This window comes from Methyloversatilis sp. XJ19-13 (assembly GCF_024580155.1).
Classification (GTDB): Bacteria; Pseudomonadota; Gammaproteobacteria; order Burkholderiales; family Rhodocyclaceae; genus Methyloversatilis.
The window spans coordinates 170,206-193,306 of sequence record NZ_JANINH010000001.1; the positions used below are offsets into that span (position 1 = coordinate 170,206).

Annotated in this window: 23 protein-coding genes; 8 read left to right on the forward strand and 15 right to left on the reverse strand. The window is 66.9% G+C overall.

Translation table 11 applies throughout. From position 1 onward, the window contains the following. Position 1 precedes the first annotated feature (1 nt). Positions 2 to 787 (forward strand): SDR family oxidoreductase, encoded by a 786-nt coding sequence (locus NMQ14_RS00855; RefSeq protein ID WP_257092614.1) that lies wholly within the window; start codon positions 2 to 4, stop codon positions 785 to 787. A 543-nt stretch (positions 788 to 1,330) separates the two neighbouring features. Here NMQ14_RS00855 and NMQ14_RS00860 read toward each other — a convergent pair. The 9 genes from NMQ14_RS00860 to NMQ14_RS00900 all read right to left on the reverse strand — a co-directional run bounded on the left by NMQ14_RS00860 (position 1,331) and on the right by NMQ14_RS00900 (position 9,991). Then, the gene (locus NMQ14_RS00860) at positions 1,331 to 2,683 is read right to left on the reverse strand and encodes an FAD-dependent oxidoreductase (protein WP_257092616.1); all 1,353 of its coding nucleotides are present in this window, start codon (positions 2,681 to 2,683) and stop codon (positions 1,331 to 1,333) included. 26 nt (positions 2,684 to 2,709) lie between these two features. Next, entirely contained in the window at positions 2,710 to 3,015 is a 306-nt protein-coding gene (locus NMQ14_RS00865) for a ferredoxin family protein (protein WP_257092618.1), read from the reverse strand. Positions 3,016 to 3,022: 7 nt separating this feature from the next. Then, the gene (locus tag NMQ14_RS00870) at positions 3,023 to 5,155 is read right to left on the reverse strand and encodes a molybdopterin-dependent oxidoreductase (protein WP_257092619.1); all 2,133 of its coding nucleotides are present in this window, start codon (positions 5,153 to 5,155) and stop codon (positions 3,023 to 3,025) included. A 170-nt stretch (positions 5,156 to 5,325) separates the two neighbouring features. Continuing rightward, the gene (locus NMQ14_RS00875; RefSeq protein WP_257092620.1) at positions 5,326 to 5,751 is read right to left on the reverse strand and encodes a type II toxin-antitoxin system VapC family toxin; all 426 of its coding nucleotides are present in this window, start codon (positions 5,749 to 5,751) and stop codon (positions 5,326 to 5,328) included. Positions 5,752 to 5,755: 4 nt separating this feature from the next. Further along, entirely contained in the window at positions 5,756 to 6,013 is a 258-nt protein-coding gene (locus NMQ14_RS00880) for a type II toxin-antitoxin system Phd/YefM family antitoxin (RefSeq protein ID WP_257092621.1), read from the reverse strand. Positions 6,014 to 6,145: 132 nt separating this feature from the next. Continuing rightward, a complete protein-coding gene (locus NMQ14_RS00885) occupies positions 6,146 to 7,123 on the reverse strand; it encodes a DUF4238 domain-containing protein (protein ID WP_257092622.1) in 978 nt (325 codons plus the stop codon). A gap of 116 nt (positions 7,124 to 7,239) precedes the next feature. Next, positions 7,240 to 7,725, reverse strand: a complete 486-nt coding sequence (locus tag NMQ14_RS00890; RefSeq protein ID WP_306441011.1) for a hypothetical protein — start codon at positions 7,723 to 7,725, stop codon at positions 7,240 to 7,242. Further along, entirely contained in the window at positions 7,625 to 8,347 is a 723-nt protein-coding gene (locus NMQ14_RS00895) for a DUF433 domain-containing protein (protein WP_257092624.1), read from the reverse strand. Before NMQ14_RS00895 ends, NMQ14_RS00890 begins: the two co-directional genes overlap by 101 nt. A gap of 165 nt (positions 8,348 to 8,512) precedes the next feature. Then, positions 8,513 to 9,991 carry a PLP-dependent aminotransferase family protein gene (locus NMQ14_RS00900; RefSeq protein WP_257092625.1) on the reverse strand — a complete coding sequence of 493 codons (1,479 nt, stop codon included), beginning with the start codon at positions 9,989 to 9,991 and terminating at the stop codon, positions 8,513 to 8,515. Positions 9,992 to 10,309: 318 nt separating this feature from the next. On the opposite strand from NMQ14_RS00900, the gene NMQ14_RS00905 reads away from it, so the two are divergent. Further along, positions 10,310 to 10,582, forward strand: coding sequence for a DUF2789 domain-containing protein (locus NMQ14_RS00905; protein ID WP_257092626.1), 273 nt, complete (start codon positions 10,310 to 10,312; stop codon positions 10,580 to 10,582). Here the strand turns inward: NMQ14_RS00905 and alkB are convergent. Both alkB and ada read right to left on the reverse strand, forming a co-directional pair. Next, on the reverse strand, positions 10,560 to 11,207 hold the full coding sequence (alkB, locus tag NMQ14_RS00910; RefSeq protein WP_257092627.1) for a DNA oxidative demethylase AlkB: 648 nt from the start codon (positions 11,205 to 11,207) through the stop codon (positions 10,560 to 10,562). The genes NMQ14_RS00905 and alkB overlap by 23 nt on opposite strands. Next, positions 11,204 to 12,295 (reverse strand): bifunctional DNA-binding transcriptional regulator/O6-methylguanine-DNA methyltransferase Ada, encoded by a 1,092-nt coding sequence (gene ada / locus NMQ14_RS00915; protein WP_257092628.1) that lies wholly within the window; start codon positions 12,293 to 12,295, stop codon positions 11,204 to 11,206. The genes alkB and ada overlap by 4 nt, the downstream gene beginning before the upstream one ends. A gap of 126 nt (positions 12,296 to 12,421) precedes the next feature. Here ada and NMQ14_RS00920 point away from each other — a divergent pair, with 126 nt between their 5' ends. Next, complete coding sequence (locus NMQ14_RS00920) at positions 12,422 to 13,042, forward strand: DNA-3-methyladenine glycosylase (RefSeq protein ID WP_257092630.1); 621 nt, start codon at positions 12,422 to 12,424, stop codon at positions 13,040 to 13,042. Positions 13,043 to 13,052: 10 nt separating this feature from the next. Here the strand turns inward: NMQ14_RS00920 and NMQ14_RS00925 are convergent, their stop codons facing one another. Beyond that, entirely contained in the window at positions 13,053 to 13,820 is a 768-nt protein-coding gene (locus tag NMQ14_RS00925) for a ferredoxin--NADP reductase (protein WP_257092632.1), read from the reverse strand. A gap of 202 nt (positions 13,821 to 14,022) precedes the next feature. On the opposite strand from NMQ14_RS00925, the gene NMQ14_RS00930 reads away from it, so the two are divergent. Beyond that, positions 14,023 to 15,075: an alpha/beta fold hydrolase gene (locus NMQ14_RS00930; RefSeq protein ID WP_257092633.1), complete on the forward strand. Its 1,053-nt coding sequence runs from the start codon at positions 14,023 to 14,025 to the stop codon at positions 15,073 to 15,075. 82 nt (positions 15,076 to 15,157) lie between these two features. Then, positions 15,158 to 16,798 (forward strand): 3-(methylthio)propionyl-CoA ligase, encoded by a 1,641-nt coding sequence (locus tag NMQ14_RS00935; protein ID WP_257092635.1) that lies wholly within the window; start codon positions 15,158 to 15,160, stop codon positions 16,796 to 16,798. Positions 16,799 to 17,045: 247 nt separating this feature from the next. Here NMQ14_RS00935 and NMQ14_RS00940 read toward each other — a convergent pair whose 3' ends face one another. From NMQ14_RS00940 to NMQ14_RS00950, 3 genes are read right to left on the reverse strand one after another with little or no spacing between them, the layout of a single operon-like run. Next, entirely contained in the window at positions 17,046 to 17,462 is a 417-nt protein-coding gene (locus NMQ14_RS00940; protein ID WP_257092637.1) for a DUF2177 family protein, read from the reverse strand. Continuing rightward, positions 17,459 to 18,751: a sorbosone dehydrogenase family protein gene (locus NMQ14_RS00945; RefSeq protein ID WP_257092640.1), complete on the reverse strand. Its 1,293-nt coding sequence runs from the start codon at positions 18,749 to 18,751 to the stop codon at positions 17,459 to 17,461. The genes NMQ14_RS00940 and NMQ14_RS00945 overlap by 4 nt, the downstream gene beginning before the upstream one ends. Positions 18,752 to 18,798: 47 nt before the next feature. Next, positions 18,799 to 18,957 carry a DUF3309 domain-containing protein gene (locus NMQ14_RS00950; RefSeq protein ID WP_257092642.1) on the reverse strand — a complete coding sequence of 53 codons (159 nt, stop codon included), beginning with the start codon at positions 18,955 to 18,957 and terminating at the stop codon, positions 18,799 to 18,801. A gap of 229 nt (positions 18,958 to 19,186) precedes the next feature. Between NMQ14_RS00950 and NMQ14_RS00955 the strand changes: the two genes are divergently transcribed. The 3 genes from NMQ14_RS00955 (at position 19,187) to NMQ14_RS00965 (ending at position 22,795) form a co-directional block, all read left to right on the forward strand. Next, positions 19,187 to 19,738 (forward strand): hypothetical protein, encoded by a 552-nt coding sequence (locus NMQ14_RS00955; RefSeq protein WP_257092644.1) that lies wholly within the window; start codon positions 19,187 to 19,189, stop codon positions 19,736 to 19,738. An 81-nt stretch (positions 19,739 to 19,819) separates the two neighbouring features. Continuing rightward, positions 19,820 to 20,641 (forward strand): alpha/beta fold hydrolase, encoded by an 822-nt coding sequence (locus NMQ14_RS00960; protein WP_257092646.1) that lies wholly within the window; start codon positions 19,820 to 19,822, stop codon positions 20,639 to 20,641. A 60-nt stretch (positions 20,642 to 20,701) separates the two neighbouring features. Continuing rightward, positions 20,702 to 22,795 (forward strand): catalase, encoded by a 2,094-nt coding sequence (locus tag NMQ14_RS00965; RefSeq protein ID WP_257092648.1) that lies wholly within the window; start codon positions 20,702 to 20,704, stop codon positions 22,793 to 22,795. Positions 22,796 to 23,101 lie beyond the last annotated feature (306 nt).

Consider the following 23,101-nt stretch of genomic DNA (forward strand, 5'->3'; position numbering starts at 1 on the left):
AATGCAGACATTGAACAGCGGCAACTGGGCACTCATCACCGGCGCATCCAGCGGTCTGGGCGTCGAATTCGCCCACATCCTCGCCGCCCGGCGCATGAACCTCGTGCTGGCCGCGCGCGGCGTCGCCGACATGGAACGGCTGGCCGAGGCGCTGCGCACCGCGCACGGCATCGAAGTGCTCGTGGAAGGCATCGACCTGTCGGCGGCCGGCGCCGCCGCCGAGCTCAAGCGGCGCACCGATGCGCGCGGGCTGCGCATCGAAACGCTGATCAACAACGCCGGCTTCGGTCTGCACGGTCCGCTGCTCGACACCGATCCGGTGCGGCTGCCGCAGATGCTGCAGCTCAACATGGTCACGCTGACCGAACTGACGCAGCAGTACGGGCAGGACATGGCGCGCCGCGGTCGCGGCCGCATCCTGTTGGTGGCCAGCCTGCTCGGCTTCATGCCGGCGCCGCTCTACGCCGCATACGCGGGCACCAAGCATTATGTGCTGGCGCTGGGCGAGGCGCTCCACGACGAACTGGCAGCCTCCGGCGTGACGGTCACCGTGCTGTCGCCCGGTGTCACGAAGACGGCGTTTTTCAAAGGCTCAGGCCACCGTGTGTCGGCCACGTTGAACCTGATGATGATGTCGCCGCGCCCGGTCGCCGAAGCGGGCATCCGCGCGCTGATGCAGGGCCGCGCCGGCGTGGTGCCGGGGCTGGCGAACAAGCTGTCCGCCTGGTCCGCACGCCTCGCGCCGCGCAGTGTGCAGCGCCGCATCATGCAGGCGCTGCTCGCCTGAAGTGCGCCGCTGAACGAAGACCGCTGTTGGGCATCGCTGCGCTCACCCCAACCTACAAAAGCATCCGACGGCGGCGTGACGACCCGTAGGTTGGGGTGAGCGCAGCGATGCCCAACCCCCCAAGGTCACCCCCGCGCCATCCGCCCACCGCAGCCCCCACCCCGCACGAGAAAACAGCGCCGCAACGTCCCCGCCGCCCCACCCGTCGGTTGGGGTGAGCGCAGCGAGGCCCAACACCCCAAGGTCACCCCCGCGCCATCCGCCCACCGCAGCACCCACCCCGCACGAGAAAACAGCGCCGCAACGTCCCCGCCGCCCCACCCGTAGGTTGGGGTGAGCGCAGCGATGCCCAACACCCCAAGGTCACCCCCGCGCCATCCGCCCACCGCAGCACCCACCCCGCATGAGGAAACAGCGCCGCAATGCCCCGCCGCCCCACCCGTAGGTTGGGGTGAGCGCAGCGATGCCCAACACCCCCGACGTCGCCCCGCGCACCCCCTTCATTCGCTGCATCGCGGCAAAGAGCCAGCCGGATTCCGGCGCTTACGGCAGCTCGCCGTACGCCGCCGCCAGCATGTCGTCTACGCGCACGAACTTTTCTGCCGGCTTGTCACGCGCCTGACCGCGCGCCTGTTCGACACGTTCGATGGCCTGCCAGGCGGCGAAGTCGATGACCCGGTGTGACCGGCTGTCGAGCAGGGCCGCCAGCGCCTGTCGGCCGGGCCGCGAACCGGTCAGGCCCGGTACGTCCTGCAGCAGTCCGGCCACCGTGTCCAGGCTGTCGGCGCGGTTGGTGCCGATGACGCCGGTCGGGCCGCGCTTGATCCAGCCGGTGACGTACCAGCCCGGCAGCGGTGCGCCCGCTGCATCGACGATGCGGCCGCCGGCGTTCGGAATCACGCCTGCGCGTGCATCGAACGGCAGTCCGGGCAGTGCGGTGCCGCGATAGCCCACGCTGCGGAACACCAGCCCTGCGTCCAGCTCGAATTGCTCGCCCGTGGTCACGGCGGACTGCGCACCCGGCTCGCCGGACAGTTGTTGCCCGGCCAGCGCGATCCTGCGCACGCGTTCGTCACCGTGCAGGGCGGCCGGCGCGCGCAGGAAGTGCAGGTGGATGCGTCGTCCGGCCTCGATCGGTCGGGCGGCGAAGCCGCGCAGGATGTCCAGATTCTTCGCTGCATGCACGACGCCGGGCAGCGCCAGTTCGCGCCGGCAGGCCTCGCCGGGTTCGAGCGCCGCCGGATCGACCACCGGCTGCCAGCCGGGCAGGGTGCCCAGTTCGCGCAGCTCCTTCGGTGTGAATTTCGCCTGCACCGGACCGCGCCGCCCCACGAGGTGGATGTCGCGGATGCGCGAGCCGGCCAGTGCGTCGAGCGCGTGCTGCGCAATGTCGGTGCGGCGCAGTTCGTCGACCGGCCGGGCGAGGATGCGGCACACGTCGATCGCCACATTGCCCTGGCCGATGACCACCGCCACCTCCTGCGACAGGTCGAACGACAAATGTGCGTGATCCGGGCTGCCGTTGTACCAGCCGACGAAATCGCCCGCCGCATGCACGCCCGGCAGGTCTTCGCCGGGAATGCCCAGCGTGCGGTCCGCCCCGGCGCCGCAGGCCACGATGACCGCGTGATACATCGCGGCCAGTTCGTCGGCGGTCACGTCGCGGCCGAGCGCCACATTGCCGAAGAAGCGCAGCTTCGGATCGGCGGCGATCTGCGCGAACACCGCGCTGACCGACTTCAGCTTCGCGTGATCCGGCGCTACGCCGAAACGCACCAGCCCGTAAGGCACCGGCAGGCGCTCCAGCAGGTCGATCTCGACGTCGAGCCCGCTCGCCAGCAGAGCCTCCGCGGCATAGAAGCCGCTCGGACCGCTGCCGACGATGGCCACGCGCATTGGCTGTCCTGCCACGACCATCGCGATCAGAAGCCGAGCTGGCGGCGCTTTTCGTCGGCTCCGTCCAGCGGCGGCAGTTTGCTGCGGATCACCGGGTAGCGCTCCGCTGCCTTCGCATTGATGTCCATCCAGTGCAGCTGATCTTCCGGCAGGTCGAATTCCTCGACGATGGCGCGCACCGGGCAGGCCGGTATGCACGCGCCGCAGTCGATGCAGACCTGCGGGTTGATGTACACGCGCACCTCATTGACATGGAAGCAGGCCACCGGGCAGGACGTCACGCAGTCGGTGAAACGGCAGCCGCGGCAGCTTTCGGTCACGACATGGGTCATGGCGAGCTCACACCTTCCGCACTTCGACCAGGTTGTCGCAGTAGGTGCCGGCCTGACCCAGATTGCAGTGGCGCGCCGACGTGGTCGAATTGACCGCGGTGCCGCTGCGGTTCAGACCCGGCCAGTGGCCGACGTTGGTCATCATCAGCCCGGGCGACACATCCTCGCTCAGTTCGGCGCGCGCCTCGAAGGCGCCGCGCTCGTTGAACACGCGCACATAGCTGCCGTGCTCGATCGCCCGCTTTCCCGCATCGACCGGGTGGATCACGATGAGCTGTTCGCCCTGCCGGCGCTGCTGTGTCGGCTCGTTGGCGTACTGCGTGTTCAGGAAGGCGTGCGGCTTGGGCGACACGAGGTTCAGCGGATAGCGGCTGGCCGCTTCGGAGGCCGCGTTCTCGTGCGACGGGATGTAATTGGGCACCGCATCGACCGGCGTGCCCGGCTGCATGCCTTCATAGCCCGAGCGCCACACCGGCACGACGAAATTGCCGCCGGCCGCCGCGCTGGCCGCGAATTCGCACTTGCCCGACGGCGTCTTGAAATTGCCCTCGGCATGCGGCGCGCGCTCGCCCGGCAGACCGACGTTGAGCCGCATCCAGCCCTTGTCCTTCAGCTTTTCCAGCGTGATGCCCTGCATCGCCGGCGCGTCCCAGTCGTACGAGCGGCGGATCATTTCCTCGTCGCTCAGCGACCAGTGCTCGTCGGTGAAGCCCATCGCGCCGGCCAGCCGGCGGAACAGTTCGACATTGGGCACGCATTCGCCCGGCGGCGCGATCGCCGGCGTATTGAGCATCACGTACAGATGACCCCAGGTCACCATCAGGTCGAGCTGTTCCGCCTGCATGGTGGCCGGCAGCAGGATGTCGGCGTACTTCGCGGTATCGGTGATGAACAGTTCGCTGGCCACCGTGAACAGGTCTTCGCGCATCAGCCCGGCCACGATCTGGCCGGCGTTCGGCGCCTGCGATACCGGATTCGAGTTGTAGACGAAGAGCGACTTGATCGGCGGGTCGAGCGGCATGGCGCCGGTCAGCGCCGCGCCCAGATCGAGTTCGTTGATGACGCGCGTGCCCGGCTTGATCCAGTCCGGCCGGCACATGAAATCGAAGCGGAACGGAAATTCCCAGATCGGCATTTCCACCGTGCCGCCACCAACATGGCGCCAGGCGCCGGTCAGCGCCGGCAGACAGGTGATGGCGCGGATCGCGTCGCCGCCGCCCGGGCTGCGTTCCACCGCCACGCCCTGGCGGATGGCCGATGGCTGCGTGGTGGCGTACTCGCGCGCCAGCGTCAGGATGTCCTGCACCGGAATGCCGGTGATGTCCGACACCCGCTCCGGCGGAAACTCGGCCGCGCGCGCCGCCAGCTGGTCGTAGCCCACGGTGTACTTTTCGACATAGTCCTTGTCGACCAGGCCTTCGGCGATGATCACATTCATCATGCCCAGCGCCAGCGCGCCATCGGTGCCCGGCTTGATGCGGATGTGCCAGTCGGCCTGCTTGGCGGTGCGCGTGCGCACCGGGTCGATCACCACCACCTTGGCGCCTTTGCTCTTCGCCTCGACGATGAAGGGCCAGGCGTGCAGATTGGTGTTGAGCATGTTCATGCCCCACACGATGATGTACTTCGAATGCGCCAGGCTTTCCACGTCGAGCCCGCCGGTCGGGCCGACGGTCATGATCCACGCGGTCGACGAGCCGGATTCGCAGTAGGTCTTTTCCGCCACCGACGAACCGAGCCGGTTGAAGAAGGCGTCGCCGGCGGTCAGGCCGTTCAGCGTGCCCTGATGGCCGAGGTAGCCGTGCGGCATGATGGCCTGCGAGCCGTGACGGTCGATGATGTCGGTCCAGCGCGTTTTGATTTCGGCCAGTGCCGCGTCCCACGAAATGCGCTCGAACATGCCCGAACCCTTCGGCCCGACGCGCTTCATCGGGTACAGCAGGCGATCCGGGTTGTAGTGGTGCTCGGCGAAATTCTTCAGCTTCACGCACAGCCCGCCGCGCGTCATCGGATGATCCGGGTCGCCGGTGACCTCCACCAGCTTGTCGTCCTCCACGTGGTACAGGAAGGCACAGGTATCCGGACAATCCTGCGGACAGGCGCCGCGCACGACGCGCGTTTCACTCAGATGCACTGACATGGAAGTCTCCCGGGGGGGCGTTGAAGGCAGCGCCGCCAGGCGCGTCGACGACGCACCGGCTGCGCGATGGCACCGGGAGAAGATAGGAGACGAAGCACCCGAGCCGACAGGGCCAGTCAGCGAAAAAAAGGGGGTGCCAGAGGGAGGTGGGGCGCCCTGGGTCTTCCGGGCTATCGCTCGTTCGGCGTACCGGGCTGCGAAAACGGATCGAATGCGTCGATGCCCAGCGCCTTGAAGTCGGTCACGTTGCGCGACACCACGGTCAGGCCGTGCGACCGCGCTGTCGCGGCAATCATCGCGTCTTCGTACAAGGTGTCGGACTTGCGATGCATGAGCTTTGCCCAATGCCGGAATGCCGCACCATCCATCGGCAACACGTTGTACGCCCCGGCGACCTGCTCCAGCCAGACCGCAATCTCGGCGGCCTTGGCTGCGTCCTGCTCACGCGTCAGCTCGATGCCTGCCTGAATCTCGCCGATCGTGACGGCGGAAAGAAAGAGGCTTGAGTCATCGACCGACTGCAGCCACGCCACGACACCCCCGTGAGGTCTGGGCCTGCGCAGTTCCGAAACGACGTTCGTATCGAGCAGGTACATGCAATTACTTCAGTACTTCGACCTGCCGACGTCGGACGTGTCCGCGTGGCGGCGCGATCGCATCGGCGCGCGCGTCATCGGACAGCAGCAGTTCCTTCAGCGACGGACGCGCGGCCGACTGCAGCCTGCGCCACTCCTGAACCGGCACCAGCACGGCCGCTTCAACGCCGCGCCGGGTCACCATCTGCGGCCCCTCGGCGAGGCAGGCATCCAGAAATTCGCTGAACCGCGCTTTTGCATCCTGAACAGGCCATGTATCCATGATCACCTCGAACAAACTAGATGGCTGACTAGTTTTTCAGCAAGTTGGGTGGGTGTCAAACAGAGGGGTAGGGCGCCCGTCGTGAGCACGCAGAATAAGATCTCCTTCCTCCGTGGCTTGAATTCGCATCTGTTAGTCGCGGCGCCATTTCGGCTTCTGAACACGCTGACCGAATACGGTCCGGTGAATGGTGGCCATTCCATTGGCGACAGGAATGGAGACAGCCTCAACTACGGGCGAGGCGCCGGCGAACAAAGCAACCAGTTCTTCCTGCCCACTGGCCTGTGCAATCACTGCTTCATATGCGAATCGGCAAACCTGTGCGTTGATTTGATCAACCCAAGCTTCGTCTGGTACGTCGCTGTGTAGCAGCCCATGCCTTCCGAATGACTCTCTGTATTCAGTGGAACCTACGAGGACGAGCGTCGGACTGACTGGAAACACAAGTAAAACAGGCCCCACTTTTGGGGAAACAGCGTATGGGCGTTGTTCTTCGAACGGCAGTGAAGGGTCGAACCAGAGTACGGGGTTGTCGCTGGTGAGGAAAGGCCGAGCGGTGCAGTTATGGACCGCTGCAATCCCAATTCTTGAGTAGAGCTGCCCCATTCCTTGAAGAATGGATGTCATCGCGTGAATGCTCCGGTGGGGATCGATTGTGATCTCGATCTGGTTGGGTAGATCCTCGAAGCCGGACGGCGGTGGAGGAATCGTCCCATTTCTTAGCATCAGCTTCATCGCGTCCTTGACGGACTGCGCCAGTACTGCCTCTGTCGCATCACGGCTCGCTGGAACGCGGACACGCTGCAACGACATGAATTCGAAGATGCTTTCAAGGCGGTCGTTCACATCCTCTCGTCTAAGCAGTCTGCCCACGGTTTCAGGCCACCGGCTTTCGATAGTTGAGAAGACTGATTCCAGCGAGTTGTTATCCCTTCCGCCAGCAGGCGTCGGCTGCGAGTAGTAGTAGCGCCGAAACTGCGTCGCATCTGGTGTCACGTGAAGCGGTTCCGACGGGTCGTCTTTGCGGTAAACAAGCAACTTACCGCTGGAATCGCAAAACGCCTTGAGGTAAGCCTTGGGAACATAGTGATGGCGTTTTGTTTGCTGCATCGCGAGGGGCAGAGCTTCTGGTCTTCAAATGGGTGAATACGGTGAGCCTGTTTCAACCAGAGCTTCCGCGCAAGTACGTCGAACTCGGTTTCGAATCAGTACACACAGGAGTCACCTCAGCGTTCAATTCGCCGAACATCCCCACCCCGCGTAATCGAAAAAATCGCCGGCCGAGTTGTTGTTTCAGCGATGCGAACCATTTTCGGCCAGCTCGCAATCACCAGATCGGCTGTCTCCTGCGCCGAAAGATTGCCTGACGTGAGTGCGAACAGCAGGACACCGGCGTCGCGCAGTGCCTTCAGTTCGTCAGGCCGACGACGGATGTTCTGATCGCGTGTGAGCACCAGCCAGCCGCGACGCCCGACTTCTGCCAGCCATTTCTCGTCGGGTGTGTCATGGGCGAACAAGTCGCGGTGTGCGACGAAGGGAATTCCGGCCGCCCGCAGCGCGAGATCGAGCTTCGTGCTCCACGCATCGCGATCGATGAAAAGCGTGACGCTGTCAGGCGGAGAGGCGTTGCTCAAAACGCAGGGCTTCTTCGATGTCTTCGACGGCGACCCGGTAGTCTTCGGCCATTTCGTGAATCGAGTCGCCCGCGGCAAAGCGGCTCAGGATGACGTGCGTCTTGACGCCGGCACCGAGCAGAATCGGCCGTCCAAAGGACAGCGTGGGGTCGACGGCGACCACGCGTGAGCCGTCCTGCTGGTTGGGGCGGATGAAGGGGAACAGCCGGATTGGCTTGCCTGCGTCGTTGCGTTCGATACGCGCGAGCGCGCGCTCGAAGTCACCGCGCAGCGCCTGTTGCCCACTGCGGGACACGTTCAGCAGTTTTGACGCGTGCTCGACGAAAAGATCGATCCCGTTGGTCTGGAACTGCGTGTCGAGCAAGGGGCGCTCGGAGCCCAGATGCGCCTGCAGGTACTGCAGGCTCGTCCGGACCTTGGGCAGGGAAACGCGATGCAGCCGGCGGATGCCTGACAGTACGTGCAGTTCGCACAGGTTGGCGAAGGACAGCAGGCGGTCTGCCGGCGCCGCTGGCGTGATGACCGGTTCAAAGCGCTTTTCGTCTCCGGCCGAACTCCGGTACTTCTTGCCGAAACACCAGGCCGTAATGGTTGCTGCAGGCAGCCCGAGGATTCTCGCTGCCTCGCTGGCACTGTAGGAAGGCTGTTCAGACCGCTCAGGCGGAGGGCTTCCGTTCGAGGCGGCGCGAGAATGAATCATGAAGACAGGATGCTCCCGGGATGGGCGAATTACAAACTCTGCTGTGAGGCGTCAGATCGAAAGCGCCTCTGAACGCCGGCTGATGCTAGTTGTATTGTGTTGATTATTCAAGACTAAGGGCATGGGGCAGGCCCCGGAGTTCTGGGGTGGTATCCGGCGGAGCTCTCATCCTTCGGCCACCGCCCGTCCCAATCCCTCAATCCCCTGTTCGATCTGCGCCTCGGTCAGATGCGTGTAGCCCAGCAGCAGGCAGCGGTCGGCATTCTCCAGGTGCTCGAAGAACCACGCCGGGCTGTCGGCCAGTGGCTGAACGCCGACGCCGAGTTCGAGCGCGGCCTGCTGTGCTTCGGCGGCCGTCGGTGCTTCGGGCGGCAGCGTGAGCAGCACGTGCGAGCCGGCGTCGGCGCCGCTGATGCGCGCGCCCGGCAGGTGGCTGCGCAGCGCGCTGACCAGGGCGTCGCGGCGCGCTTCGTTGGCGTGCAGCAGGCGGCGCAGATGGGTGTCGAAGCTGCCGTCGCGCACGAACTGGGCGAGGGCGGCCTGTTCCAGCCAGGCGAGGCCGTTGTCCATCAGCGACTTGATGGTGACCGCGGTGCGCATGAGGTCGCGCGGCACGACCATGTAGCCGATGCGCAGTCCGGGGCCGATCGAGCGCGAGAAGGAATTCAGGTAGATGACGCAGCCGTTGCGGTCGAGTGATTGCAGCGACGGCAGCGGCGCACCGTCGTAGCGGTAGTCGCCGTCGTAGTCCACTTCGAGGATGTACGCGCCGGCCTTGGCCGCCCATTCGAGCAGCGCGAGCCGGCGGTGCAGCGGCATCGTGACGCCGGTCGGAAACTGGTGCGACGGCGTGACATACACCAGTTTCACGCGGCTTTCCGGCAGCCGGCTGACGTCGATCCCGTGCGGGTCGACCGGCACCGGAATGATGTGTGCGCCATAGCTTTCGAACAGGAAGGCCGCGCCGCGATAGCTGGGCGCTTCCATCACCACCGGCGTGTGGGTGCCGACGAAAAGATGCGCCACCAGATCGATGCCCTGCTGGAAGCCGGCCACCAGCAGCACCTGTTCGACCGACGCGACCATGCCGCGCGTCGGGCCGAGCCGGCTGGTGATGAGCTGCCGCAGTTCGGGCAGGCCGGCCGGGTCGCTGTATTCGCTCATGCGCTCGGCTGCGCCGCCCAGGCATTCGACGATGAGCTTGCGCCAGATCTTTTCCGGGAAGTTGCGCGCGTCCGAGCGGCCGAACACGAAATCGGCGATCAGGCGCGGCGAGCTGGGCCGGTGCAGCCCGGTCAGGCCGCGTCCGCCGTAGGGCAGCGGCAGGTTCATCGCGCGGTGCAGGCTGCCGCTGCGATGTTCCGGACGCGCCGGCGCCTGGCCGATCAGCGTGTCGGGCAGGGTTTTGCAGACGAAGGTGCCGACCGCCCGCTCGGTGTACAGATAGCCCTCGCTGATCAGCTCGTCGTAGGCCGCGGTGACGGTGTTGCGCGACACACGCAGCTGGCGGCCGAGGTCGCGCGTCGCCGGCACCGGCGCACCGGGCGCCAGCCGGCGGTCGAGGATGAGCGCGCGCAGTTGCGCCACGATCTGCGACTGCAGTGTGGTGGTCGACGACGCATCGATGGAAAGGGGCAGTTGCAACGGCGCTCCGTCCGGACAGTGATGAATGAAAGCCTGACCTTCAACCCGGCTTCGGCCGCACTGCCTGAACGTGGTTCCCGCCATGCTACCGACTCGCCCGGCTCCCCGGCGAACATGGTGCTCTGGCTAACAGACCCGGCCCGGACAGACGCGCATGCTGGGCTTGAAGATCAAGCATGTCAGTGTCGGGCCGAACGCCTGACGCCATCGCGCGTCAACGCTGTACGCCACGCACGGGCGCATCGGCGGCCGAGCGATCGGCCTGCCGATCCGCGCCGCAACGGCATCCAGCTCCACCATCCGACACGGGAGATACTCATGGACGCACCGGTACACAGCACAGCGCAACTGTTCGCACAGCTCGGTCTGCCCGCAGACCCGGGATCGATCTACCGCTTCATCGACCAGCACCGGCCGCTGCCCGACTGCGTGAAGCTGTCCGAAGCGCCGTTCTGGACGCCTTCGCAGGCGGCCTTCCTGCGTGAAGGCCTGCAGGCCGATGCCGACTGGGCGCCGATCATCGATGCGCTCAACGCGGCGCTGCATGAAACCTCCGATCAGCCCGCGCTCAGCTCGCCTTGCGAAATGTGAGATTGATGCGGCACGCCCCGGTCAGCGGGTGCGTGCCGTGCGCCAGCGGCAGCACGCCGTGAAAGCGCAGCCGCGCCGGTCCGCCCCACACCACCACATCGCCGTGTACCAGATGCAGTTTGAGCGTCGGGTCGGCGCGCTTGATGCCGCCGAACAGGAAGGTCGCGGGCAGGCCCAGCGACACGGACACGATGGGCGCACCGAAGTCACGTTCGTTCCTGTCCTGGTGCAGCGTGAGGCGCGCGCCGGGGGCGTAGCGGTTGATCAGGCAGGCGTCCGGTTCGAAACCGGGGAAACCGGCCTGCGCGGCCGCGTCGCGCGCAAGCGTGCCGAACAGCGCCGGCATGGCCGGCCACGGCAGGCCGGTTTCCGGATCGTACTCGGCGTAGCGGTAACCCTGCGCGTCGGACGTCCAGCCCATGTCGCCGCAACTGGTCGTGGCGACCGACATCGTGTAGCCGCCGGGCGTCACCATGTGGCGCAGCGGTGCAAGCGCGGCCACCGTGTCGATCGCGGCCAGCAGGGCGGCTGCGTCGTCCAGCGCGAAGCCGCGCAGCAGGGCGGCACCCGGTGCGAGGGTGACCGCGCCTGCGGTGCGCTCCAGCGCATCGAACAGACCGTTCATGTCCCTTCTCGCTCGATCAGCGCGCGCTTGCGCTCGATGCCCCAGCGATAGCCGGACAGCGCGCCGTCGCTGCGCACCACGCGATGACACGGGATGGCCACCGCCAGCGTGTTGGCCGCGCAGGCGCCAGCGACCGCGCGCACCGCCTTCGGGACGCCGAGCCGCGCCGCCAGTTCGCGGTAGCTCAGCGTATGCCCGGCCGGAATGTCGCGCAGCGCCTGCCACACGCGCTGCTGGAAGGCGGTGCCGCGCAGGTCCAGCGGCAGCGCGAGACCGATGCGCGGCGCGTCGACGAAGCCCACCACCTGTGCCACGCGCTGTTCGAACGCCGCATCGCCGCCGATCAGGCGCGCCTGCGGAAAGCGGTCCTGCAGCGCGCGCGCCAGCGCGTCGGGATCGTCGCCGAGCGAAATCGCGACCACGCCGAGCGGGCTCTCCGCGACCAGGATTGCGCCGAGTGAACACTGGCCGAGCGCGAAGCGGATGTCGGTATCGGCGCCGCCCGCGCGATAGCGGCCCGGCGTCATGCCGAGCAGGGCGCCGGATGCCTCGTACAGGCGGCTGCTGGAGCCGTAGCCGGCGTCGTGCAGCGCGTCGGTCACCGGCGCACCCTGCGTCAGATGGTCGCGCAGGCGCTCGGCCCGGCGCGCGGCAGCCCAGCCGCGTGGCGTCAGACCGGTCACCGACTTGAACAGGCGGTGCAGATGAAAGGCGCTTACGCCGGCGTGCGTTGCCAGTGCGTCGAGTGTGGGCGGAGACTCGGCGCGCTCGATCAGCCGGCACAGGTCGGCGACGAGGGCGGCCTGCCGTTCGGTGCGCGGCGGCTGGTCAGGCCGGCAGCGTTTGCAGGCGCGGAAACCGGCGCGTTCGGCGTCGGCCGCGCTCGCGTGGAAGGCGACGTTTTCGGGTCGCGCGGTGCGCGCGGCGCACGACGGCCGGCAGTACACGCCGGTCGTTTTCACGGAATAGAAGAAGTCGCCGTCCGCCGTGGCATCGCGCGCGACCACCGCAGCCCAGCGCGGGTCGGCCCGCGTGGCGGCCGCGCGCGCGGCGACATCCGGTGCTTCATGGCGGGTCGATGCGTTCATCCGGAATCCTTCGCGCCTGCGGGTCGATGGCCGCACTGTAGTCGCCGTTCGAGGCGTGCGCACTCCGGCCCTTGCTTTCAAATTCGACCTTGCCGGTGCCGCACGGCGCATCGATACTGCTCCGCCATGACGCACACCCGAGAAGCGCTGGACGCCGCCGAACGCCATCTCGCCGCCCTCGACGACGACTGGGCGCGGCTGATCGCGACCGTTGGCCCCTGTGGCCTGGCACCCGGACCGGTGCGCGAGCCCTGGCAGGCGCTGGTGCGCGCCGTCGCCTACCAGCAACTGCACGGCCGCGCCGCCGACGCCATCATGGGACGACTGCTGGCGCGCCACGGCGGCGACTTCCCGACGCCGCAGCAACTGTTCGACACGGATGTCGAGGTTTTGCGCGCCTGCGGCTTTTCGGCCCGCAAGGCCGACACGCTGCGCGGCATCGCCGAGGCGGCGCTGAGCGGACGGGTACCCGGCCGCGACGAAGCGCTGGCGCTGGCCGACGACGCGCTGATCGAGCGCCTGACCGCGCTGCGCGGCATCGGCCGCTGGACGGTGGACATGCTGCTGATGTTCACCCTCGAACGCGGCGACATCCTGCCGGCCGACGATTTCGGCGTGCGCGACGGCTACCGGCGGCTCAAGTCGCTCGACGCGCTGCCCGGCGCGCGGCAGATCGCAGCACTCGGTGCGGCGTGGGCGCCGCATCGTTCTGCGGCGAGCTGGTACTTGTGGCGGGTACCGAAGTGACGGCACCGGGCTACCAGTATTTTTCGAACAGCATGCTGCCGGCGTTGCCGCGCCGGCACGGCACGAAGCCGCGCGCGTTCAGCAGGGCGCGCATGTCGGTCGTGAAATCCGGATTGCCGCACACCATGACGCGGTCGGTCGCCGGATCGAGCGTCGCCCCCGCGTGCTGCGCCAGCGTGCCTTCGGTGATCAGCGCCGGAATGCGTCCGCTCAGCGCTGTTGCGCCGGCTTCGCGGGTGACGATGGGCAGGTAGTTCAGTCGCGTGTCGGTCGCCGCCAGCGCTTCCAGTTCGTCGCGGTAGGCCAGTTCGGCCGCCTGCCGCACGCTGTGCACCACGATCAGGCGCCGGTAGCGGTCCAGCGCGCCCGAACTGCGCAGCAGCGATACATACGGTCCGAGCCCGGTGCCGGTCGCCAGCATCCACAGCGTGTCGCCGGGCGCCAGTTGCGGTTCGAGGAAGAAGCCGAAGAGGGCCGACGCGAGCTGGACCGGCTGGCCCACCTCGATGCGCGACAGCGGCTCGCTGAACGCGCCACCCGGAATCAGCACGATGAGGAATTCGAGCTCCGGGTCATCGGTGGCCGACACGATGGAATAGGGCCGCCACATGGTCTGCCCGTCCGGGCCGGTCAGACCGAGCTTGGCGTAGTGGCCGGGCGCAAAACGAAAGTCTTCCGGGCGGTCAATGCGCAGCGACCACAGCATCGGCGTCCAGCGCTGCAGCGCAGTCACGCGCTGCAGCGATGCGCGCGGGGCGGTGGGATCGGCAGTCGTCATGGATGGAGCCTCCGGCGTGTTGAGTTGCGGGCCTGCACATCGATAGGGCTGTCGACACCGGACTTCGTTCATCCACCGCCGGCCCGGCTGACGGTTCGCGCGACAGGCACAGTCCGCTATCATCGCTGCGCCCGCTGCCTGCGCCGATGCTGCTACCGGACAGGCACCCGAGACCGGCGCCACAACAACAGGAGGAGACAGCATGACGGAGCACGCCTATTACAACCAGGCCGTTCACGGCCCGTACGAAACCCACAGCATCGGTGACCACGTGCTGGAAGAGGGCGGCACGATACGCGGCTGCACGCTGGCGTACGCGACCTTCGGAACGCTGAACGCGGCGAAGGACAACGCCATCCTGGTGCCGACCTGGTACTCGGGCACGACAAAGATCATGGAGCAGGTGTACATCGGCGCCGGTCGCGCGCTCGATCCGGCGAAGTATTTCATCATCGCCATCAACCAGATCGGCAACGGCCTGTCGACCTCGCCGCACAACACGCCCTTCCCGGGCGGTGGCCCCAACTTTCCGCGCGTGCGCATCGGCGACGACGTGCGCGCGCAGCACACGCTGATCACCGAAAAGTTCGGCATCGAAAAGCTGGCGCTGGTGGTCGGCGGTTCGATGGGCGCGCAGCAGACCTACGAATGGGCGGTGCGCTACCCGGACATGGTGCGTCGCGCGGCACCGATCGCCGGCACCGCGAAGAACACGCCGCATGACTACCTGTTCGCCGAAACGCTGATCGAAGCCATCACGTCCGACCCGGCGTTCAAGGGCGGCTGGTACGGCTCGCCGCTCGACGTGCATCAGGGCCTGCGCCGCCACGCCAAGATGTGGGCGGTCATGGGCTGGAGCACCGAATTCTTCCAGCAGGACCGCATCAAGGCGCTGGGTTTTTCGTCGGTCGATGACTTCATCACCAACTTCATGAACGGCTATTTCGGTGTGATGGAGCCGAACGATCTGCTGTGCATGGCGTGGAAATGGCAGCACGGCGACGTGAGCCGCCACACCGGCGGTGACCTGAAGGCGGCACTCGGCCGCATCAAGGCGAAAACCTTCGTCATGCCGATCTCGACCGACATGTTCTTCCCGCCGGCCGACTGCGCCGCCGAGCAGAAGCTGATCCCGAACAGCGAACTGCGCGTGCTCAACACGATAGACGGCCACCTCGGCCTGTTCGGCACCGACGCCGGCTACACCGAACAGGTGGACAAGCACCTGCGCGAACTGCTGGCTTCGGCTGCCTGAACGCAGCCCGTCGTGACACCCCGGGCGGCTGCGTCGTGGCCGTCCGGGGTGCATCCGTCCATCGTCGTGTGGAGGCAAGCGCATGAATCCGCTACCCGGCCAGATGATGCAGATGCCGCTGCTCATCTCGAACCTGATCCGCCACGCGGCGCGCCACCACGGCGACACCGAAATCGTGTCGCGCCGGATCGAGGGCGACATCCACCGCACGACCTATCGCGAAGCCGAACTGCGCAGCCGCAAGTTCGCACAGGCGCTGGCGCGACTCGGCACGCAGCCGGGCGAACGCATCGGCACGCTGGCCTGGAACGGCTATCGCCACTTCGAAATCTATTTCGGCGTGTCCGGCTCGCAGCGGGTGTGCCACACCATCAATCCGCGCCTGTTCCCGGACCAGATCGCATGGATCGCCAATGATGCGGCCGACCGGGTGCTGTGCTTCGACCTCACCTTCCTGCCGCTGGTCGAACAGATCGCCCCCGCGTTGAAGCAGGTTCGTCATTTCGTGCTGATGACCGACCGCGCCCACATGCCGGCGGCCACTACGCTGCCCGGGTTGCTGTGCTATGAGGCATTGATCGACGCCGAAGACGGCGACTACCGCTGGCCGGAATTCGACGAGAACACCGCGTCCAGCCTGTGCTACACCTCGGGCACCACGGGGCATCCGAAAGGCGCGCTGTACAGCCACCGCTCGTCGGTGCTGCATGCCTATGGCGCCGCGCTGCCCGACGCGATGGGCTGCTCGGCGGCCGACGTCATCCTGCCGGTGGTGCCGATGTTCCACGTGAACGCGTGGGGTCTGCCGTACAGCGGGCCGATGGTCGGCGCCAAGCTGGTGTTCCCCGGCCCCTTCCTCGACGGCAAGTCGCTGCACGAGCTGTTCGAACAGGAGCAGGTCACGTTCAGCGCTGGCGTGCCGACCGTTTGGCTGGGCGTCATCAATCACCTGAAGTGCGCCGGGCTGAAGATGTCCAGCCTCAAGCGCACCGTCATCGGCGGCGCGGCCTGTCCGCCGGCCATGCGGCAGACGCTCGAAGAGGACTACGGCGTCCAGGTCATCCACGCCTGGGGCATGACCGAACTGTCGCCGCTGGGCACGCTGTCGCGGCTCAAGGCACAGCATGCGACGCTGCCGCCGGATGCGCAGCGGGCGCTGCTGAACAAGCAGGGGCGCGCCATCTGCGGCATCGATCTGGCCATCGTCGGCGACGACGGCCGTGCGCTGCCGTGGGACGGCCGCAGCAGCGGCGACCTGCTGGTGCGCGGCGGCTGGGTCATCGAGCGCTATTTCGGCGAAGCCGGCTCGGCGCTGCGCGAACTCGACGGCCAGTGGTGGTTCGCCACCGGTGATGTCGCCACCATCGATGCCGATGGCTACATGCAGATCACCGACCGCAGCAAGGACGTGATCAAGTCGGGCGGCGAATGGATCAGTTCGATCGAGCTCGAGAACATCGCCATGGCACACCCTGCCGTGCTCGAAGCGGCGGTCATCGCGTGCCGCCACCCGAAGTGGGACGAACGTCCGCTGCTGGTGGTCGTGAAGAAGCCCGGCGCCGACCTCGACCGCGCCACCATGCTCGCGTTCTACGAAGGCAAGATCGCCCGCTGGCAGATCCCGGATGACGTCGTGTTCGTCGACGAAATCCCGCACACCGCCACCGGCAAGATGCTCAAGCTCAAGCTGAGACAGCAGTTCGAGGGGCACACGCTGCCTTGAGCTGAGGCGCCGCCGGGGGACGGCTGCTGCCGGGGCCCCCTTGCGGGAGCGGCAGAACGTGGGGCGCGTCGACTACGGTAGCGGCGGCCTGTGGGAGCGGCGGCCCCGCCGCGATCAGTGCCGCGATGGTCGTTGTGCAGCGTGCGAATCGCGGCGAGGCCGCCGCTCCCACAAGACCTCGCTGATCGCCGTCCCCACACGGGTACCTTGTACAGCGGCTGCTCCCGCAATGGACGCCCCGCCGGATTCAGCCGGCGGTCAGCCGGTCGAGCATCCACTTGCCTGCCGTGGCCGACGCGGCGCTGACGAAGATGCCCCAGGCGATGTCGATCAGCACGATGCGGACCGGCCAGTCCTTGAGTGTCGCAAGGTTGGTCAGATCGTAGGTCGCGTAGGCGAAGAAGCCGAACAGCGCGGCGGCGATGAGGGTCTGTCCGAGACCGGGCTGCGCAGCGAAGGGCCGGATGGTGAAAATCGTCAGTCCGACCGCATAGATGACGTAGAACAGCACCGCCACCGGAATGACCGGCCGCTCGGCCATCAGGTGGCCGATGCCCTGCTGGTAGGTCGATTTCGCGATGACGCCGAGCCAGACGAGGTCGAGGATGACCATCACGACGAGCGTCGTTGTGAAGGCGGCGGCAAGCCTGAAGGTCGTGTTCATTTCGCTGCCGCCGTGACGCGCCAGATCGTGTTGCCGACATCGTCGGCCACCAGCAGCGCGCCCTTCCGGTCGAGCGCGACGCCCACTGGCCGGCCGTAGGCCTCGCCGTCCGGGCTCAGGAAACCGGTCAGCACATCGACCGGTGCGCCCGCCGGCCTGCCTTCGTCGAACGGCACGAAGATGACCTTGTAGCCACTGTGCGGCCGGCGGTTCCACGAGCCATGCTGGCCGATGAACATGCCGCTGGCGAATGCCGCGGGCAGCGTGGTGCCCGACGACGACGCCAGACCGAGCGAGGCGGTGTGCGGACCGAGCGCATAGTCGGGCTTGCGGGCACGCGCAACCAACGCGGGCTGCTGCGGCTGCACCCGCACATCGACATGCTGACCGAAATAACTGTACGGCCAGCCGTAGAAGTCGCCGTCGCGCACCGAGGTGAGGTAATCGGGCACCAGATCGCTGCCGATTTCGTCGCGTTCATTCACCACCGTCCACAGGGCCTTGCGATGCGGGTCCCACGCCAGGCCGTTCGGGTTGCGCAGGCCGGTCGCGAACAGACGGTGCGTGCGCGTCGCCAGATCCACCTCCCAGATGGCGGCGCGGCCTTCTTCGGCCGCCATGCCGCGCTCGGCGACATTGCTGTTCGAGCCGGTCGTGACGTAGAGCAGGCTGCCTTCCGGATTGGCGATCAGGTTCTTCGTCCAGTGATGGTTGATCGGCCCGCCGGGCAGATCGACCAGCTTGACGCCGGGTGCGGTGATTTCGGTGTTGCCGGTGACATATGGAAAGCCGAGCACCGCGTCGGTGTTGGCAACGTACAGCGTGTCGCCGACCAGCGCCATGCCGAAGGGTGAATTCAGCCCGGCAAGCAGCACGCTGCGCTGGTCGGCGACACCATCGCCGTCGCTGTCGCGCAGCAGGGTGATGCGGTTGGCGCTGGGTACGCCGGCGCCGGCCCGCTTCATGACCAGTCCGCTGATCCAGCCCTTGAGGCCCTTGCCGTCGTCCGGTGTTGCCGGCGCATTGCTTTCCGCCACGAGCACATCGCCGTTGGGCAATACATGCAGCCAGCGCGGGTGATCGAGACCGCGCGCGAAGGCAGCGACCTGTGTGCCGGGTGCAGCAACGGGTGCGCCGCCCTCCGACCAGCCGATGGCTGGCGCGATGTTCACGGTCGGCAGCAGGCTGCTGACCGGCGCCGGCAACATCGGCTCCGGCCCGGTACCTGCAGCGACCTGAAGTTTCGCCGTATCGCCGCAGCCGGCGAGCAGCACGCAGAGTGCGAGCATCGCCCCCGTCAGATGGCCCGGGCGCGATGCCGCAACCCTGCGCTGCGTCATATGCGACCCATCAGCAGCAGCACGATGAGCACGATGACGATCAGACCCAGGGCGCCGCTCGGGCCGTAGCCCCAGCTGCGGCTGTGGCCCCAGGTCGGGATGACGCCGATCAGGATCAGGATCAGTACGACCAGCAATATGGTTCCAAGACTCATGAATTGTTCTCCGACATATATGTATACGGGTTCGCATCGTGGTCATGGGCGCAATCCTTGTCTGTGCGCTGACGGACACAGCGCGGCTGGGGAATTCACGGGCGGAAGACGGACGTCGGCATCAGGCGCGGGCAGCGCGTGCGCTGGCGAACAGACCTGATGGCGGCGGGTGAATACAACGGTATGCATGTTCCAGCGGACCGCACCTCCTGCTTCTGATGATCGCACCATGAACCGTCTGTTCCCCATTCTTGCCCCGTGTGCGCTCGCGCTGCTTTCGTTGCCGGCGCTCGCAGCCGGGCCGATGACCCGTTTCGAGTTCGAGCTTGAAACGGCGCACATCGCGTCGACCTTCACCCACGCGAGGGCGGTGTGCGACGCACTGACCAGCAATACCAGGGACATCTGCGTCGAGGAAGCGCGCGCCGTCCAGTCGATTGCGCATGCCGAACTCGCATTCCGTCGCAGCGGCCATCTGTCCGACGCCGCAGCCATACCCGTGGTGCGCGCCGAAGCCGGGTACGCCGTTGCGCGCGAACGATGCGACGAGCAGACGGGCGCCGACAAGGCGCGCTGTCTTGCCGCAGCCAGGTCGGCGCAGGCGGGTGCGCTGGCCGAGGCCAAGGCCGCAGCCGCAGCCGCAGGCAGCGTTGCGCAGACGCCGGTCGACGCCCGCCGTGAGGCCGAATACCAGCGTGCGGTCGCGAAATGCGAAGCCATGGCGAGCGATACGCGCAGTCACTGCCTCACGGCCGCCCGCAAGAAAGCCGGCAAGACCTGAATTGACCGCGCTCCAGGAATGACCGTCCGGCCGCGCTCCGCGCGAACCGGCATGCACTGCATCGAAGGAACGGAGATCACCATGAACCATGTCACCACGCGCGACGGCGTGAAGCTCTACGTGAAGGACTGGGGTCAGGGCCGCCCGGTCGTCTTGACCCACGGCTGGCCGCTGTCGGCCGACAGTTTCGACGACCTGTCGATGGCCATCGCCGACGCCGGCATGCGCGCCATCAGTTACGACCGGCGCGGCTTCGGCCGCTCGGACCAGCCATGGACCGGCTATGACTACGACACGCTGTCCGACGACCTGGCCGACGTGCTCGAGCAGACCGGCGCGCATGACACCACATTGCTCGGCTTTTCGATGGGTGGCGGCGAGGTGGCGCGCTACATGTCGCGCCACGCCGGCAATCAGGTGAAGCAGGCCGTGCTCGTGTCATCGACCTTGCCGTTCCGGCTGAAGACCGACGACAACCCGGATGGCGTCGAACAGGCGAAGTTCGATGAAACCGCCGCCGCCATCGCACAGGACCGCGCGGCCTTCTGGCCCCCCTTCTTCAAGAACTTCTTCGGTGTCGGCATGGTGTCGCATCCGGTCAGCGACGAGGTGATGGCCTGGGCCTGCTCGGTGTCGATGCAGGCCAGCCTGAAGGCGACACTGGCCTGCGCGAAGGCCTTTTCGAGTACCGACTTCCGTGGCGACCTGGCGTCGTTCACGGTTCCCACGCTGATCATCCACGGCAGCGACGACAAGATCGTACCGATCGAATCGTCATCGCGCCTGACCGCGCGCGCCATCCTGCATGCCCGGTTCATCGAGTACGAAGGTGCGCCGCACGGCCTGTTCGCCAGCCACAAGGAACGCTTCATCGCCGACGTGCTCGAGTTCCTGCGCGGCTGAACCCCACGCCACCGATTGCCTGCGCCTGCGCGCCCACAGAACATCCGAAGGACACCCCGCATGAAGAAGCATGACAGCAAGGAAAAGACCACCCCCCCTCAATCCGCCAACGGTTGCCCCGGCAATGGCGGTGAATTGCATCAGCCGGCCGGCGCAGACCATCCGGTGCTGACCACGAATCAGGGGCTGGCGATTGCCGACAACCAGAACTCGCTGCGCGCCCATCGGCGCGGGCCGACGTTGCTGGAAGACTTCATCCTGCGCGAGAAGATCACGCACTTCGATCATGAGCGCATTCCGGAACGCATCGTGCACGCACGCGGCAGCGGCGCGCATGGCTACTTTGAACTGACGCATTCGCTGGCCGATTACACGACCGCCAAAGTGCTGACCGAAGTCGGTACCCGCACGCCGGTGTTCAGCCGCATGTCGACGGTGGCCGGCGGCTCGGGCTCGGTCGACACGCCACGCGACGTGCGCGGCTTCGCGATCAAGTTCTATACGCAGCAGGGCAACTGGGATCTGGTCGGCAACAACATTCCGGTGTTCTTCATCCAGGACGCGATCAAGTTTCCCGATCTGATCCATGCCGTGAAGATGGAGCCGGACCGAGGCTTCCCGCAGGCCGGATCGGCGCATGACACCTTCTGGGACTTCATCTCGCTGACGCCGGAATCGATGCACATGGTCATGTGGGCCATGTCCGACCGTACGCTGCCGCGTTCGCTGCGCATGATGGAAGGCTTCGGCATCCACAGTTTCCGGCTGATCGACGCGGCGGGCAAATCGACCTTCGTCAAGTTCCACTGGCGCCCGGTGCTCGGCCTGCAATCGACGGTATGGGACGAAGCGGTCAAGATCGCCGGCGCCGACCCGGACTTTCACCGACGCGACCTGTTCGAGGCCATCGCCGCCGGCAATTTTCCGGAATGGACCTTTTCGGTGCAGTTGTTCACCGAAGAAGAGGCGGCCGCCTTCCCGTTCGACCATCTCGACTCGACCAAGCTGATTCCGGAAGAACTGGTGCCGCTGCAGGAGATCGGCCGCATGGTGCTCGACCGCTGGCCGGACAACTTCTTCGCCGAAACCGAACAGGTGGCGTTCTGCCCGTCGCATCTGGTGCCCGGCATCGACTTCTCGAACGATCCGCTGCTGCAGGGGCGCTTGCATTCCTATCTCGACACCCAGCTGTCGCGCCTCGGCTCGGCCAATTTCCACCAGATTCCGGTCAATGCGCCGAAGTGCCCGTTCTCGAACCAGCAGCGCGACGGCCACATGCAGATGGGTCAGCCCAAGGGGCGCGTGGCCTATGAACCCAATTCGCTGGCTCCCGACCTGGCGCGCGAATCGCCGGACACGGGTTTCCGCAGCATGGCCATCGACGAGGGCGGGCAGCGCGGCCGCATCCGCGCCGACACGTTCGCCGACCACTACAGCCAGGCGCGCCAGTTCTGGCGCAGCCAGACCGAACATGAGCAGGCGCACATCGCCTCGGCACTCGTGTTCGAGCTGTCCAAGGTCGAGCACCTGCACATCCGCGCCGCGATGGTCGGACATCTGCGCCACATCGACGAGGCGCTGGCGCGACGCGTGGCCGACGGTCTCGGCATGATCGAGCTGCCGGCGCCGCCCGCTGCGGCACGCCCGGTGCAGGATCGCGAGCCGTCACCGGCGCTGCGCACCATCGGCAAGGGGCGCAACACGCTGACCGGACGCGTCGTCGGCATCCTGATGAACGACGGGACGGACGATGCGGCGATCGAAGCGCTGCACACGGCGCTGGTCGAAGCCGGCGCCACCGTGAAGCTCGTCGCACCCAAGGTCGGTGGCGCGAAGCTGCGCGACGGGTCGACCTTCGCCGCCGACGGCCAGCTCGCCGGCACACCATCGGTCATGTTCGACGCGGTGGCCATCGTGCTGTCGTCGTCGGGTGCCGTCGAACTGTCTGCCGACGCCGCGGCCATCGATTTCGTGCGCGATGCCTTCGGCCACCTGAAGGCGCTGATGCTCGACGATGGCGGCCGCACGCTGCTGAAGGCCGCCGGCATCGTTGCCGATGCAGGGGTGTTCGATGTCGACGATCACGCCGGTTTCATCGCTGCCGCGGGTACCCGCCAGTGGGCGCGTGAAAAGACCGTGCGCATGCTGGCCTGACACCGCTCGCTGCGCGCCTTGCTGGCGCGGGCGGCGGAGCAGCCCCTGTGGGAGCTGCCCCCCTGTGAGAGTCGCTCCTCCCCCTGTGGAAGTGGCGCCCCCTGTGGGAGCGGCGGCCTCGCCGCGATCAGTGCCGCGATGGTCAACGATCAGCGGGCGCATCGCGGCGAGGCCGCCGCTCCCACAGCCAGTGGCTCCCACAGCCAGTGGCTCCCACAGCCAGTGGCTCCCACAGCCAGTGGCTCCCACAGCCAGTGGCCCAACAAGCCACTACCCCTCCAGTCATCACCCCCGCAGCCGTCGCCC